This is a genomic window from Lactococcus sp. KTH0-1S (assembly GCF_052544945.1).
Window position 1 is genome coordinate 824,304 of sequence record NZ_CP195165.1, and the last position, 16,606, is coordinate 840,909.

13 protein-coding genes are annotated in these 16,606 nt (G+C 35.1%); 12 read left to right on the forward strand and 1 reads right to left on the reverse strand.

The features are described from left to right. From argJ to ACRYLU_RS04160, 10 genes are all read left to right on the forward strand, one after another. On the forward strand, positions 1–1,191 hold the full coding sequence (gene argJ, locus ACRYLU_RS04115; RefSeq protein ID WP_445081268.1) for a bifunctional glutamate N-acetyltransferase/amino-acid acetyltransferase ArgJ: 1,191 nt from the start codon (positions 1–3) through the stop codon (positions 1,189–1,191). Between the two features lie 12 nt (positions 1,192–1,203). Continuing rightward, entirely contained in the window at positions 1,204–2,337 is a 1,134-nt protein-coding gene (locus ACRYLU_RS04120; RefSeq protein ID WP_445081269.1) for an acetylornithine transaminase, read from the forward strand. Continuing rightward, complete coding sequence (gene argB, locus ACRYLU_RS04125) at positions 2,334–3,185, forward strand: acetylglutamate kinase (RefSeq protein WP_011835542.1); 852 nt, start codon at positions 2,334–2,336, stop codon at positions 3,183–3,185. Before ACRYLU_RS04120 ends, argB begins: the two co-directional genes overlap by 4 nt. Before the next feature lie 27 nt (positions 3,186–3,212). Beyond that, positions 3,213–4,214: an ornithine carbamoyltransferase gene (argF, locus tag ACRYLU_RS04130; protein ID WP_098393981.1), complete on the forward strand. Its 1,002-nt coding sequence runs from the start codon at positions 3,213–3,215 to the stop codon at positions 4,212–4,214. Positions 4,215–4,386: 172 nt separating this feature from the next. Next, entirely contained in the window at positions 4,387–5,082 is a 696-nt protein-coding gene (rnc, locus tag ACRYLU_RS04135) for a ribonuclease III (RefSeq protein WP_010905569.1), read from the forward strand. Then, positions 5,072–8,596: a chromosome segregation protein SMC gene (gene smc / locus ACRYLU_RS04140; RefSeq protein WP_445081270.1), complete on the forward strand. Its 3,525-nt coding sequence runs from the start codon at positions 5,072–5,074 to the stop codon at positions 8,594–8,596. The genes rnc and smc overlap by 11 nt, the downstream gene beginning before the upstream one ends. A 241-nt stretch (positions 8,597–8,837) precedes the next feature. Continuing rightward, positions 8,838–11,006 carry an LTA synthase family protein gene (locus ACRYLU_RS04145; protein WP_445081271.1) on the forward strand — a complete coding sequence of 723 codons (2,169 nt, stop codon included), beginning with the start codon at positions 8,838–8,840 and terminating at the stop codon, positions 11,004–11,006. Positions 11,007–11,091: 85 nt separating this feature from the next. Continuing rightward, on the forward strand, positions 11,092–11,502 hold the full coding sequence (locus ACRYLU_RS04150) for an EbsA family protein (RefSeq protein WP_260311672.1): 411 nt from the start codon (positions 11,092–11,094) through the stop codon (positions 11,500–11,502). 88 nt (positions 11,503–11,590) lie between these two features. Continuing rightward, complete coding sequence (locus ACRYLU_RS04155; protein WP_445081272.1) at positions 11,591–12,709, forward strand: YibE/F family protein; 1,119 nt, start codon at positions 11,591–11,593, stop codon at positions 12,707–12,709. Then, positions 12,706–13,467, forward strand: coding sequence for a YibE/F family protein (locus tag ACRYLU_RS04160; protein WP_445081273.1), 762 nt, complete (start codon positions 12,706–12,708; stop codon positions 13,465–13,467). The genes ACRYLU_RS04155 and ACRYLU_RS04160 overlap by 4 nt, the downstream gene beginning before the upstream one ends. Positions 13,468–13,516: 49 nt before the next feature. Here ACRYLU_RS04160 and ACRYLU_RS04165 read toward each other — a convergent pair whose 3' ends face one another. Next, on the reverse strand, positions 13,517–14,857 hold the full coding sequence (locus tag ACRYLU_RS04165) for an amino acid permease (protein ID WP_445081274.1): 1,341 nt from the start codon (positions 14,855–14,857) through the stop codon (positions 13,517–13,519). Positions 14,858–15,233: 376 nt separating this feature from the next. On the opposite strand from ACRYLU_RS04165, the gene ACRYLU_RS04170 reads away from it, so the two are divergent. Both ACRYLU_RS04170 and ACRYLU_RS04175 read left to right on the forward strand, forming a co-directional pair. Continuing rightward, positions 15,234–16,043 carry a Cof-type HAD-IIB family hydrolase gene (locus ACRYLU_RS04170; protein ID WP_098393976.1) on the forward strand — a complete coding sequence of 270 codons (810 nt, stop codon included), beginning with the start codon at positions 15,234–15,236 and terminating at the stop codon, positions 16,041–16,043. A gap of 9 nt (positions 16,044–16,052) precedes the next feature. Further along, positions 16,053–16,604, forward strand: coding sequence for a hypothetical protein (locus ACRYLU_RS04175; protein WP_003132565.1), 552 nt, complete (start codon positions 16,053–16,055; stop codon positions 16,602–16,604). Positions 16,605–16,606: the final 2 nt, after the last annotated feature.

Sequence of the window (16,606 nt, forward strand, 5' to 3'; positions counted from 1 at the left end):
ATGAAAGAAATAAAAGGGACAATTGCAAGTCCAAAGGGCTTTTTGGCAGATGCTGTTCATGCACAATTAAAATATAAAAACTTAGATTTAGGGTTAATACTAAGTCAAGTTCCAGCTGCGATTGCTGGCGTTTTTACAACCAATAAGGTTTGTGCAGCGCCAGTATTGATTGACCGTCAAATTGTCAAAAATGGACAAGCACGGGCCATTATTTGCAATTCGGCGGTTGCCAATGCAGTAACAGGCGAGCAGGGTTATGCAAATGCTTTGAAAACACAAAAATTGCTTGCTGAAAAATTTGAACTCAAAGCTGAGGAAGTGGCGGTTTGCTCAACAGGGGTCATTGGAGTACAGCTTCCGATGGAAAAAATTGCCACAGGGATTTCAAAGTTATCCCAAAATGAAGGGACAGCAGCATATTTTGCCAAAGCCATTTTAACAACAGATACCAAAACTAAAACAATTAACTTTGAAGCCGAAATTGGGGGTCAAATCGTGAATATGGCCGGGGTTTGTAAGGGGTCCGGGATGATTCATCCAAATATGGCAACCATGCTTGCTTTTATTACGACGGATGCAAAAATTGCTCAAGCTTTACTACAAAAAACATTATCAGAAATTATTGAAACGACTTTTAACCAGATTACAGTGGATGGAGATACTTCAACGAACGATACTGTTTTGTTGATGGCAAATGGCCAAGCCGAAAATAATGAAATTTTAGAAGGAAGTTCAGACTATCTTTTATTTAAAGAAATGCTGGCAAAGGTTTGTCAGTCCTTAGCCAAACAAATCGCCGCAGATGGCGAAGGTGCAACTAAACTGATTGAAGTGACCGTCAAAGGAGCGCCAAATGATTTAGCAGCACGATTTATTGCCAAAAAAATTGTGGGTTCAAGTTTAGTTAAAACGGCAATTTTTGGTGCAGACCCTAACTGGGGGCGGATTATTTCGTCAATTGGTCAGGTGGCTAATTTTGAAGTTTCTGATATTGAATTAAAACTTCAAGATGAACTTGTGCTTTATCATTCAACACCAGTTGACTTTGATGCAGCTTTTCTTTCTGAGAAATTAAAAGAAGATAAAATTGAAATTATTGCTGACTTGAATGCTGGAAGTGGCTTGGGTCAGGCTTGGGGCTGTGATTTGACTTATAAATATGTCGAAATTAATGCTTTATATACAAGTTAAGAAGGAGAAAAAATGACAAATTTATTTGAAAATTATGGTCGCCTACCATTTAGCTTAATCAAAGGAGAAAATCAATATTTATTTGATGACAGGGGAAATAAGTATTTAGATTTCACAAGTGGGATTGGGGTCATGAATTTAGGTTATAGTTTTGAAAAGGGAAGAGTGGCGGTGAAAGCTCAATTAGACAGCCTGTCTCATCTTTCAAATCTTTATCAAAATCCTTTGCAAGAAGATGTGGCTGAAAAGTTAAGTCAAAATCATTCTTATAAAGCTTTTTTTTGTAATTCTGGGACTGAAGCTAATGAAGCAGCTTTAAAATTAACTCAACTCATCAAAAAAGATCAGAAAATTTTGGCGTTTACAGATGGCTTTCATGGTCGTACTTTTGGTGCTATGAGTGCAACCATGCAAGAAAAAATCCAAGCAGGATTTTCGCCTTTATTACCAAATTTTGTGGCTAGTCCTTTTAATGATGTGGTGGCACTTGAGCAAATCCTTGAAAAAGAAAAAATTGGCGCGATTATTTTTGAAATTATTCAGGGTGAGGGTGGCGTTTTACCAATTTCTCCAGATTTTGTTGAAGCTCTAAAAACTTGTCAGCAAAAAGGAATTTTACTGATTATTGATGAAGTTCAAACTGGAATTGGTCGAACTGGAAAATTATTTGCTTTTGAACATTTTGATTTTGAGCCGGATATTTTTACTTTGGCAAAAGCATTGGCAAATGGGATTCCTACAGGTGCGATGCTCGCTAAGAATAAATATGCCAGTTATTTTTCAGCAGGAAAGCATGGCTCAACATTTGGTGGGAATCCTTTAGCTATGGCTTCGGCTAATGAAGTTTTAAAGGAAATTGACAGTGACTTTTTAGAAAAAGTGACTGACAAAGGCAATTTTTTCTTAAAATTACTGACAGAAAAGCTGTCAGTAAAAGCGACGGTTAAGTCCATCAGAGGTTTGGGATTGATGATTGGAATTCAATTAACTGACGAGAAAAAAGTTCCAGAAGTGCTTGCTTTACTGCGTGAAAATGGTCTCTTAGCCTTGTCAGCTGGTCATGATGTCATTCGCTTACTCCCACCGCTTGTCATGACGAAAGAAGAACTGCAAAAAGGAGCAGAGCTATTGGAGAAAATTTTATGAGAGATTCACAAAACACAGCTCAAACTTTGACCGAAAGTCTCAAATATTTTCTGAAATATCGTGACCAAACGGTTGTCATTAAATATGGTGGCAATGCGATGATTGATGAAAAAGTGAAAGAAAGTATTCTAAAAGATATTTTATTACTTAAAACGGTGGGAATTAAAGTAGTTTTGGTTCATGGCGGCGGACCTGCGATTGGAGAATTACTTGAAAAATATGAGCAAAAAAGCCAATTTGTTCAAGGTTTGCGCGTGACAGATAAGAAAACAGCTCAATTAGCACTGACAGCTTTAGCTGGAAAAGTAAATAAAAGTTTGGTTCAAGATATCATTCGTTTAGGTGGCAATGCGATTGGCGTTTCAGGAATTGATGGTAAATTGATAGAAGCCAAACCTATTTCTGAAGATTTAGGCTATGTTGGAGAAATTACAGCGATTCATCCGGAAATCATTGAGCGTATCAATCAAACGGATGCTGTTCCCGTCATTGCTTCGGCCGGCATTGGTCTTGATGGTGAAATTTATAATGTTAATGCTGATACCGCAGCCAGTCGAATTGCCGGTGCATTGAGTGCTGAACAATTTATCTTATTAAGTGATGTTCGTGGCTTATATGGCAATTTTCCTGACGAGGAGTCATTTATTGATGAAATCAATCTGACCAATCTAGAAAAGTTAGTCAAAGAGAAAAAAATTACTGACGGAATGATTCCAAAGATTGAAGCCATTAAATATGCCATGTTTGAAGGATTGGGCCAGGCTGTTTTATTAGACGGTCGTGTTCCTCACGCCTTGTTATTGGAATTATTTACTGACAAAGGGCAAGGGACAATGATAAATCATTGATAATTTAAGCAAATAAGAGGAGAGAGAATGTTTCAAGGAAGAAGTTTTTTAAAAGAAATAGATTTTAGTAAAGATGAATTGTTATATCTGATTGATTTTGCAATTCATCTTAAAAAGTTAAAAAAAGAACATATTCAACATAAATATTTATTAGATAAAAATATTGCCCTTATTTTTGAAAAAACCTCCACAAGAACAAGAGCAGCGTTTACAACGGCCGCTGTAGATTTGGGAGCACATCCTGAATTTTTAGGGCCAAATGATATTCAGTTGGGCAAAAAAGAATCTATTTCAGATACAGCGAAAGTTTTGGGTTCAATGTTTGATGGCATTGAGTTTCGTGGGTTTAAGCAAAGTGATGTGGAAATTCTCGCCAAAGATTCAGGTAGACCCGTTTGGAATGGATTGACTGATGATTGGCATCCGACACAGATGTTGGCAGATTTTATGACAATCAAGGAGCATTTTGGCCATTTGCAAGATTTAACCCTCGCTTATGTTGGTGATGGACGAAATAATGTGGCAAATTCTCTATTGGTGACTGGAGCAATTTTAGGCGTAAATATCACAATTATTTCGCCCGAGTCCTTGCAACCCGCTTTAGAAATACAAAAACTGGCACGTAAATATGCCATGAAAAGTCGCAGTAAAATAAGTATCCGAACAGATTTAAATGGCCTTGAAAATGCTGATATTGTTTATACTGATGTTTGGGTCAGTATGGGTGAGGAAGCTCAAACAGCCAAGCGAATTAAATTATTGAAGTCCTATCAAATCAATCAAAAAGTTGTTGAAAAAATTATTAATAAAAACTTTATTTTTATGCATTGTTTACCCAGCTTTCATGATTTAAACACGGAAGTGATGAAAGAAATTAAGGAAAATTATAACCTTAATGAATTAGAGGTTACTGATGAAGTTTTTAATTCAAAGAATTCGGTCGTTTTTGAGCAATCTGAAAATCGAATGCATACCATAAAAGCAGTCATGGCGGCTACTTTAGGGGATTTATTTATTCCTAAAATATAAAAAAAGAGAAAAAGCGTTAATTAAGGGGGAATAGTCCAGATTTAATGTTTTTTCTCTTTTTTATGGCGCAAAAGTCCCGTTCCACAGGGAAAGGCATACAAAAAACGTTTTTTTTGGTATAATAAGGGATAAAACTAAAAATTAAGAGAAGTTTTAAGTGAAGGAGATTTTTATGCTCAAGCTTCAAAAAAAATTAAAAAATGATTACGGATTAGTCTTCAATGATGAAGATTTATTAAAAACAGCTTTTACACACTCTTCATTTACAAATGAAGAACGGCTCCCAAAGATTGCAAACAATGAACGTTTGGAATTTTTGGGAGACGTTGCCCTATCTTTGGTTATTTCTGATTATCTTTACCGGACTTATCCTGAGAAATTAGAGGGAGAACTTTCCAAAATGCGATCAAGCATTGTTCGGACAGAATCACTTGCTAATTTTTCACGCTCATGCGGTTTTGGTGAGTTCTTGCGATTAGGTCATGGTGAAGAAAAAATGGGCGGTCGTGACCGCGAAACAACACTAGAGAACCTTTTTGAGGCTTTTTTAGGTGCACTTTTTATTGACCAAGGAATGGATGAAGTTCGTAAATTTATCCAACATGTAGTCATTCCTCACGTTAAAAATGATGACTATGTTAAAGTGATTGACTATAAAACAGAACTTCAAGAAGTGTTACAAATTGGTGGAGAAACAACGATTAGCTACAAGATTCTGAAAGAAGAAGGGCCAGCTCATGACCGTTCCTTTGTGGCCGCGGTTTTTAACAATGGTAAAGAACTCGGACGAGGGCTTGGAAAATCTAAAAAAGTTGCAGAACAAAAAGCAGCAGAAAATGCAATAAAAGGGCAAAACCATGTATCTTAAAAAAATGGAAATTGTCGGCTTCAAATCTTTTGCCGATAAGACTAAAGTTGAATTTGATAAAGGGATAACCGCAGTTGTCGGTCCAAATGGTTCTGGAAAATCAAATATTGTTGAAGCATTGCGCTGGGTTTTGGGCGAGCAATCGGCTAAAGCACTTCGTGGTGGGAAAATGCCCGATGTTATTTTTGCTGGAACTGAAAAAAGACGTGCTCTTAATTATGCTGAGGTTATTGCTCATTTTGACAACTCTGATCATTACCTGCAAGGACAAGATGAGAATGAAGAAGTTGTTATTACCAGACGTTTATATCGAAATGGTGATTCCGAATTTTTGATGAATGGTCGTAAATGTCGTTTGCGTGATATTCATGATTTATTTACAGATACTGGGCTTGGTCGTGACTCTTTATCGATTATTTCCCAAGGACGAATTGAATCTGTTTTTAATTCTAAACCGGAAGAAAGACGTGCCATTTTTGAAGAAGCGGCAGGCGTTTTAAAATACAAAAATCGACGAAATGAAACTGAATCAAAATTAAATTCAACCCAAGATAATCTTGACCGTTTAGAAGATATCATTTTTGAATTAAATAGTCAGCTTGTTCCCTTACAATCGCAAAGAGATACTGCACTCCGTTTTCAAGAACTAGAAGCAGAACGTTCAGACTTGTCACTTTCTGTACTGGTTGGTCAGTTGGAATCCAAAAAAGCCAAATATGATCAAACAGAACTTGATTTGGCGCAAGTGGCACAGGAATTAGCGAGTTTATCAACTCGTAAAAAAGTTTACGATGAGCAAGTCAGTCAATTACGTACAGAACGCCAAAAAGTAGAAGCCGAGCAAGAAAAATTGCAAGCTGACCAACTTAATTTTTCTAATCTAAAATCAGATTTAACAAGAAAAATTGAATTATTTGATGTTCAAAAAGATTCATCAGAAAAATCAGCTGCGGAACGCGAAGAACGTTTAGAAAACCTAAAAAGTCGTTTAGAAATCACTCAACAAAATTTGGCAGAAGTTCAAAAAAAATCAGAACTTTTACTGACAGAAAAAAATGACTTAGATAAATTACTGACAGAGCTGTCAGCAGATTTAGCGACCATATCTGAATCACCAGAAGTGGTCATGGAACGTTTACGTGATGAATTTGTTCAATTAGTTGAAGAAGAAGCCCAAATCTCAAATGAAATCGTTAGAAATAAAGCTGAAATTACAGATTTGAGCCGTAGACAATCTGAACAGGATGAGTCTGTCAGAGAAAATTTGACTAAATTTGAAAAAATCAGTCAAGATTTATCTGAAGCTCAGGAAAATTTAAATACTGTTAAAAAAGAAATCGAGACCCTTTTAGCGAAATTTGAAGAAGGAAATCAAGCAGAGAAAAAACAGGCAGAATTAGAACGTTTAGCCCAAAATAAAATGTATGATTATCTGCAAGAACTCAACCAACATAAGGCCCGTTTGACTTCCTTGCAAAACATCCGTGAGAGTCATAGTAATTTATTTGCTGGTGTCCGTGCAGTGATGCAAAATGCTTCGCAAATTGGTGGCGTGATTGGGGTTGTTTCTGATTTATTGACCTTCGACCCTAAATATACAACAGCCATTGATATTGCTCTAGGTGGCGGGAGCCAAAATGTAGTCACAGAAGACGAAAATGCGGCTAAAAGAGCAATTGCTTATCTACGTGAAAAAAGATTAGGACGGGCGACTTTTCTACCGTTGACAACGATTAAAGGACGGGACTTTAATGGTTTAAATCGTATTCAAAACATGACAGGATTTGTTGATTTAGCAATCAATCTTGTAAGCTTTGAAAGTCGGTTGCATAAGGCGATGAGCTCACTTTTAGGAACAACGGTGATTGTTGATTCTGGAGAAAATGCAACTGCTATCGCTCGAGCAATGAATTATAATGTTCGGATTGTTACGCTTGACGGAACACAGATTAACCCTGGTGGTTCTTATGCAGGGGGAGCTGGGAAACGTAATTCAACAACTTTTACTTCTGTTGAAATAAATAATTTAGAAAAACAAATTAAGTTATCAGAAGAGCAGTTAAAAATTTCAGAAAAAGAAGTTCAAAAAGCCCAAAGTGCTCGTCAAGAATTGCTAAAAGAAATTGAACTCTTGAAAACTCAAGGGGAAGAAAAACGTTTTGTTGAACAATCTTTGAATTTGAAAATTGAACAATTAACAGAACAAAAAGTTGCGCTAGAACAATTAACTAATCTGTCAGCAAATCAAGAAGCAACAGGTAATTTGCTTGAATTAACTAAAGAAAATGAACATAAAGTAGAAGTTCTTGCAAAAATTACAGAGCGAAAAGCTGAAATTGAAAAGCAACTTGAAGAAGTTAAAACGAATAGTCAAGCGCATAAAGCCTTGCAATCAGAGAAAACAACTGCTTTAAACCAGGCTCAACTTCGTCAATCAGAAGTCGTCAGTGAATTGAAATTCACCAAAGCAGATGAAAAACGTTTACTGACAGACTTGTCAGCCTTGACAGAAGAAAAAAATCAACTGACAGCACTTTTAAACCCTGTCCAATTTGATGAAACAGAAAGAAATAATTTCTCAAAACAACTGACAGAAGTAGAAGAACGCTTGAGTCAAATTAATGTCCGAATGATTAGTTTAAAATTTGAACGTGAAGATTTAGCAGCTCAAATGGAAGATTTAGAACAGCACAATCAAGAGTTTATCCAGCAAACGCAAGAACTTAACACGAAAAAAACGCGTTATGAAATGCAATTGGAACAAATCGAAGGACAATTGATGACACTTCAAGAAACGTTAAATAGTGAACATCAAATCAGTTTTGAAGAGGCGCAAGCCACTGCAAAAATAGTGGAGGATTTAGCGGAGGCTGAGCAAAAACTCAAAAATCTAGAACGTCAAATCAAGGCATTAGGACCAATTAACTTGGATGCCATTGCTCAATTTGATGAAGTCAATGAACGCTTTACTTTCCTTTCAAGTCAAAAAGATGATTTATTAGAAGCTAAAAATCTTCTATTGAGCACAATCGATGACATGAATGATGAAGTTAAAATTCGGTTTAAAACAAGTTTTGATGCGATTCGTGAAAGTTTCAAAATGACCTTTGCTCAAATGTTTGTCGGTGGGCTTGCTGATTTAGAATTAACAAGCGACAACCTTTTAGAAGCTGGGGTTGAGATTAAAGTACAACCGCCAGGTAAAAAATTATCAAGTTTAAATTTGATGAGTGGAGGAGAAAAAGCGTTGACAGCTTTAGCTTTAATTTTTGCAATCTTAAGAGTACGAACAGTACCTTTCGTTGTTCTTGATGAAGTCGAAGCGGCACTTGATGAAGCCAATGTTAAACGTTTTGGTGATTACATGAATCACTTTGATAATAGTAATCAATTTATTGTTGTAACTCACCGTCGTGGAACTATGGCAGCAGCAGGTTCAATGTATGGCGTTACAATGGCTGATGCTGGGGTTTCTAAGATGATTTCGGTGAAACTTGATTCGACTATTAATTGAAATTTAAGATAGTTTTAATCTATAAATGCTACACTATAAATTGATTTTTGAAGGACTGCCTAATTTATGGCTTAGTATATGATTTGCCTAAAAATAAGGAAAGTCGTATAATTTAAGCAACAAAAACATGAATTTAAAAAATTTCATTAATTAAAAAAATAATGAAATTGGCGTTTTTCGTATTCATTAATAAGTTTTATATTAATGAATTGACTGCAGTTTTTCTTTAAATTAAGGAAGAATGAGTATATTTTCTGGGGATAATAAATTGAAAAAATTACTATCTACTTTCAACACACGTGTTGGTTTGCTTAGTTTTATTGTATTTTTTGTATGGGTAAAATCGATGATTGCCTACTTCGGAGTTTTTAATCTTCGCGGAGTTGGTCCAGCAGAATTATTGCTGATGATTATTAACCCAATTGGTTTTACAGCTATTTGTTTTGCTGTTTTACTCTTTATTAGAAGAACTTCGCTTTTCTATTTAGCGACACTGGTTTTAACGATAGCTGCAAACTTTTTGCTCTATCTTAATATTCTCTATTATCGAGAATTCACCGATTTCATCACGATTGATACGATGACTGGTGGGGCCGGAATGTTCCAACATGGTTTTGATTTTGGCTCGGTGCCTGTTCATTTGATGGACTGGGTTTATTGGATTGACCTTGTAGTCATTATTGTTTTATTGATTGCTAAAAAAATGAAATTCGATCAACGACCAGTTGGTGCGAAAAGAGCATTTACTTATCTTTCAATGGGCTTGGCTTTGTTTGGTTTGAATTTCTGGTTTGGAGATTTTAATAAACACCAATTGATTTTGCGTAAGGCCCAATCAGATAAAACTTATATTGTTCGATATCTTGGCTTAGGCCCATGGATGTTAACAGACGGTTATTATACGAATTTAGCAAATACGCAACGGAAAGATGCCAGCAAAGAAAGTTTGCAAGAAATTCAAAAATACATTGCTTCAAATCGTTATTTAGCACCGAACTTGAAGATGTATGGAATTGCTAAAAACCGCAATGTTATTGAGATTCACTTGGAATCTTTCCAACAAGCATTGATTGATTTGAAAATTAAAGGAACAGACGGAAAAGAACATGTTGTTACACCTTTCCTAAATTCAATCTATCATTCAAATTCGACTTATTCATTCAGTAATTTCTTCAATCAGGTTGGACAAGGAAAGACTTCTGATGCCGAAAATCTATTGGAAACATCAACATTTGGTTTGCCAGCTGGTTCACTTTTTGCCAAATATGGTTCAACCCAAACTTTCCAAGCAATGCCGGCGATTTTGAATCAAACCGATGGTTATAGTTCAGCTGTAATTCATGGGAATGTTGGTGCTTTCTATAATCGATTGAATACATACAAACAAATGGGTTATCAAAACTTCTTTGACCAAAGTTTCTTTGATAATTCCGCATCAAACATGAGTCCTTGGGGAATTAAAGATAAATTACTCTTCCGTGATTCTGTACCATTGCTTGAACAAATGCAACAACCTTTCTATGTTAAGTATTTGACAGTTACAAATCACTTAACATATACAATGGATGATGAAGACAAAGATCCGAACTTTGCAACTGTTGATTCAGGGAATAAATTAGTTGACGGTTACTTTGAAACGGCTCATTACTTAGACCAAGCAGTTCAACAATTTTATGATTATTTGAAAAAATCTGGCTTATACGATAAATCAATTATTGTGTTATATGGTGACCACTACGGAATTTCTGGTAGTGATAATAAGGCATTTGCGCCTTATGTTGGCTATAATGCTGATACTTTCAATAGTTACGATAGTACAATGTTACAAAGAACACCATTCATGGTAGATATTCCTGGACAAACGAATGGTCATATCATTAACACCTACGTTGGGCAACTTGATGTCATGCCAACACTTGAGCACTTACTTGGGATTGACAGTAAAAAATATGTACAGTTTGGTCAAGATATGTTTGCTTCTGGTCGTCAAGATTTTGTTGCTCTAAGAAATGGTGGATTTGTTACTCCAACCATTACTCAACCAAGTTTGAATGGAAACTATTATGATACTCAAACGGGCTTGCAGATTGAAAAGCTTAATGCTCAACAAGAGCAATATGTTAAAGAAACCAAGCAAAAAGTTTCTGATCTCTTAAAAGCATCTGATAAATTAAATAATCAAAACCTCCTCAGGTTCTATACACCCGAAGGCTTTAAAGCTGTTGATCCTAAAGATTACAACTATACGGTTAAGGCAACTGAGAAGCGATTGAAGAAAGAAAATGAAGATTTAGCAGCTAGATCAAATAGTTTACTTAGTCAAAATCAAGGGAAATCAACTTTACCAGATTATTCGGTTGAAATTCCCGAAGTTGAAAAAGGACAAGATTCACCAAAGGTGAAAGATTAATAAAAATAAGATAAGTTACTGACAGAAAGCTTCAAAATGAGTTAATTTTGAGGCTGGTCAGCACTTTATATTAAGAGAGGAACCAATGAAAACAGGATATTTTCTGCCAGTGTCACTTAATCATCGATTAGTTTTGCTCTGGGGCATCATCATATTAAGCTTTGAGCGAACACTTTTTTATGAATTTAATAAAGAAGGCAACTGGTTTTTGACTATTTTGGCGATTGTTTCATATATTATCTTTATCACTTTGATTTGGCCACACCGTTTTTTCATTGCTGATGAGGAGCTTCACTTTACAACATTTCCCAGAGTGCGAATGAAAACAATTGAATTGAAATATATCACAGCCGTAAAAATAACTAAATTTGGTTTTGGATTTTCTTATGCTGGCAAACGTTATCAATTCTTCACTTTTGGAAAGTCTAAAGAAGCTTTAGCAACTTTGCATGATACGATAGAACATTCTGATAAAGTCAGTGATTTAAAAGCCTAATTACAAAGACGGCAGTTTTGTCGTCTTTTGATTTGTCATAAAAAATAGGACTAAAATTCATTGTTTTAGTCAATGAAAAAGGAAAGTTATGAATATAAAATGGATATTCAAGAAAATGCTACTTCCCATAATTTTTGCCATTGTTGCATTTTTTCTTGTGAGTCATGACCAATTTTTGTACAAGGCACCGGTTGGCAAAATTACGGTTGCCAAAACGGTAAGTAGTCACGAAGTGAGTGATGACTTTCAAAATAAAGACCGTCAAATCACGCAAGAATTGTCAATAAAAGTCATCAATGCAAAAGGAGCAGAGCCTGGCAATTTAAATTTAAAAAACACAACAACTCTCTCTCAAACAACAGGACAAATTTATCGTGTCGGTCAGCAAGTAATTTTAAAGAAAATATCGGGAAATTATCAAATTGTGACCTTAAAAAGGGATGCACTAATTGTTGGACTACTCGTTTTATTTATTGGTTTTGTCATTAGTTTTGAACGATTTAGGGCTTCAATTTTTCTTTTCTTATCTCTGGTCTTAAACCTTCTTTACTTTGTGATTGTCATCGCCTTTAACGTTGAATTTAATCCACCTGTCATTTTACTTTTTGGGCTTCTGTCAGTAATTTTTGCAGCTTCCTCCCTTTTATTTGTCTTGGGACCCACAAAACAGATGCTCTATACTTTTATAACTACCGTATTAACCACTGCTTTAACTTTTTCAATTGTTTTATTCGTTCTAAAAATGACAGGGAATTCGGGTATTCATTTTGAATATTTGGACTATGTCACCCAAAATCCATCAGAGTTTTTCTTTGTTGGGACAATGATTTCAGTTCTAGGGGCAATCATGGACGGTACAGGTGATATTGTTGCAGGGCTTTTTGGTATGGCTAGACAAAATAAATTGAACAAAATAAATATGGTCAGAAAAGATTACATTAAATCAGGAATTTCAATTGGGCAAGAGCTCATTGGAACTTTGACAAATGTTTTGTTCATGATTTTCATGGCGGAAACTTTGCCGATGACGCTTTTATTATTGAGAAATGGAAATTCATGGTCTTATATTGCGACTATTGGTCTTAATCTTGGGTTATTACAAACGATTATTTCGGCCATTGGAATCGTGTTAGCTGTACCAATTACCGCTGTTTTCACAAGTTTTGCTTTGACTAGAAATCATCAAGGAAAGGAGAGTTCTTTATGAATGCACTCTTGATCCTATTAATTTTACTGATTTTATTGATGCTTATCGTTGCCAAAAAAGATGGCTTACGAAATTTAATTGGTTTGACCTTTAATTTTATTGCTATTTTTGTGTTAATTACTTTAATTTCTTGGGGATTTAATGCAATAGCAGTTCTGATAGTTCTGTCAGTAATTATTTTGGCAATTGCTATTTTTATGTCTGCTGATGAAAGTGAAGTCACATTGATTGCTTTTAAAACGAGTATCATTGTTGTTTTATCTTTGCTCATTCTTGCTTTAATCATTCAACATTTTGGTCAATTTCAGGGATTTGCCACAGAAGATGTTGATGAATTGGAAAATCTATCATTAAATGTGGGACTTAATTTTTCAAATGTAGCCATTGTAGTCATGGTTATTTCCATGCTTGGAGCGGTAGCAGAATCAGCGATGGCTTTAGCAGCCAGCCTTTCGGAAGTTGTTGAGCAGGACGAAAATATGAGTCTTGACCAATTTAAAAATCAAAGAGAAATTATATCTCAACAAATTTTGGGAACGGCTGTCAATACCCTCTTTTTTGGAGTTTTGGGAGCAACTGTCGGTCTAATTCTCTGGTTTGTACGTTTAAACTATCGCTTGGCGGATATTTTTAATTCAAAATTACTGATGGCCGAAGTTGCCGCCATGCTTTTAGGAATGTTAGGGATTCTATTTGCAATTTGGCTTTCTGGTTATTTTGTTCAAAAATCTTTTGAGCAAAAAAATACTGACAAATAATTCTGTCAGTAAAAACAAAAAGACTTGATTAATTATCAAGTCTTTTTTATTAGTTTAAATTACTGACAGAATCATTCTTTTTTCGATAACTGATAAAGATGATGAAATAAAGAATTGCTGTGAAGACAGTCACACCAATTGGATTAGTAAATAAAATACCAATCAGAATGAGAAAGAGAGCAATCAGTGCTAAGAGACTCATTGTTCTACCGGATAATGATTTTGTTTTAAGAGAAAGACCAAAACCAGCGAGACTAATTAAAATCCAAACGGCTAAAACAGTGTAAGAAAGGGAACCAGCCAAGTAATTAAACAAACGATCACCAACAAAATAAGAAAGCACAACACCGATATAAAGTGTACCTGAACAGAAAATAACAGCTCTTTGAGGAACATGATGTTTATTTAAATGAGCCATTCTTTGAGCCATTTTGCCTTGACGATTTTTTAAACGGAAATAAAAAAGGCGAGATGAAGCATAGATTCCAGAATTAATTGATGAGAAGAGGGCAAGAATGATAATCAAGTTGACAATATCGCCAGCAAAAGGAATATGCATTTTATTAAAGACCATCACAAAAGGGCTCATTGAAGAAGTAGCCAATGTTTGCCAGTTATAAATTACAAGAAGTAAGAACATCGGAATAATATAAAATGAAATAATTCGACCGATTACACCTCGAATGGCTTTAGGAATGGCTCTTTTAGGATCTTCTGTTTCACTGACTGTAATAGCAATCAATTCAGAACCACCATATGAATAGATAACAATTAGTAAAGAATTAATGACCCCTTTAAAGCCATGAGGAGCAAAGCCACCATGAGCGGTCATTCCAGAGAAAGTAGTCACTAGATTAGTATTAAAAATTTGTTTTGCCACAAGAAAAACACCAAAAATAATCAACAAAATAACAACACTAATTTTGATAAATGCCAACCAGTATTCTGTCTCAGCAAAGAGAGCAACTGAGAATAAGTTAATAAGGGAAGTTAAAAGGGCAATAATCAAGACAAAAACCCAAGTGGGAACATTAGCAAACCAGAGCTGCAAAAAACTTGCAGCAGCAACAGCCTCAGCAATGATATTAATCATCCACATTGACCAATAAACCCAGTCCGTAAAATCAGCCGTATGATTGCCCAGATAAGGTTGAACAAGTCCGGACAAGCCGTGTGGATCTTTTGAACTTAGAACAAGCTTTTCTAAACTCTTCATTACAAAATAAAGAACGATTCCTCCGATAAAATAAGCGATTAAGACAGAGGGACCAGCGGCAGCAATGGCTGATGAGCTTCCTTTGAAAAGACCAGCACCAATTGCTCCACCAAGAGCAATCATAGTAATATGGCGTGCGGCCATTTTTTTCTTTAAGGATTGATTAGTTTCCAACGATAATTCCTAGCTTTCTAAATCAATAAGCAGAGACGTCTCTCTTTTATTGACTAATAAATTGATAATAAAACATTAAAAAAAGACGTCCTGAGGACGTCTCTTCGTCCTCGTTAATGACTAACGTCAAAGAGGACTCACACATTTAGCTTAAATTAGCTAGTGTGAGCCCTCCTTCAACAACAAGTTAAGAGAAGCTTGTGAATAAGTCATTTATTGGACCTCGTTTTTTTAATTATTCTAAGTGTAATCAAAAGATTTAGATTTGTCAAACATTTTTATGAATAATCTAAAAATATTAGTTAATGTTTAATTCTCCATCCGATCTTAGTGAGCATTATTGAACCTGACTGATACAGTGTGCTATAATTAAACAATGAATAAAGAAATTAAACTCATTGCCCTAGATTTGGATGGGACCTTACTCAACTCTTCAAAAGAAATTTCAAAAGAAAATCGTCTGGCTATTAATGCAGCAAGACAAAAAGGGGTCCATGTTGTTTTAACAACGGGGCGTCCTTTGATTGCAATTCAACCCTTTCTCAAAACGTTAGAAATGCTTGATTTTGAAGATTTTTCAATTACCTTTAATGGTGGTCTGGTCCAAAGAAATACGGGGCAAATCTTATCTAAAAAAAGTTTTTCACATGATGAAATTTTAGAAATTAAAGAATTGACTTCAAACCTTGGCATTCCTTGCGATGTTTTGAGCGAAGAAAAAGTTTATATGACGAAAAGTAAAATTGATTCGCAATATGACACTTTAAATAAGCTTTTAACTTTTATCAAAGTTGATTTTGATCAAGTTCCACTTGATGTGGTTTATAATAAGATTGTTTCTTGTACAGAAAAAGAATTGTTGGACGCTAGTCTTGATAAAATTCCTGAATCTTATTTTGACCAATTTGAGATTTTTAAAACTCAAGCGAAGCTTTTAGAATTTATGCCAAAAGGAATTAATAAAGCTTATGGTTTGACACAATTGATTAATCAGTTAAACTTAAAACCAGAAAATGTAATGGCTATGGGAGATGAAGCAAACGATTTATCAATGATTTCTTGGGCAGGATATGGTGTTGCTATGGCAAATGCTGTCCCAGCAGTTAAAGAACAAGCAAGAATTATTTCTGATTTAACTAATGACCAACATGCTGTTGCTCATATTATTGAAAAATATGTACTTTAAGGACTAATAATGAAAGATGAAGTTCAATTAAAAAAGTATTTGCCGAGTTTAATTTTTGCGATTATTTTACCAGTTATTGCCTATTTGTTTTTAAAAATGCTTGGGAATTCGGACACTTTAGCTTTAGGAATTGCAACAGCCTTTCCAGTTGTTCATATGCTCTGGTCTTTAATTAGAAAAAAAGAGTTAAATCCTGTTTCTCTAGTGGCAATTATTGGTTTTTTAATTTCACTCTTAGCTGTTTATTTGACGCATGGAAATAATCTTGCTTTCAAGCTCTGGCACCCGATTTTAACGGCTGCTATTGGAACGATTTTTTTACTGTCAGTCCTTCTAAATCGACCGCTTTTAGAGCTTGCTAGCGAGGGTGAAAATCACAGAAAAATGTTAATAATGACTCTTTTTATGGGCTTGGTTTTTATTTTTCATGCTTTGTCAGTCATTCTATTAGCCTTTTTTGTAGAGACCACGGCTTTCGTTTTGCTTTCAAAGGTAATTGATTTTTCAGCCGTCGGAGTCCTTGTTTTAGGGCTAGCATTTTTAAGAAAAAAATTAAATTAAAA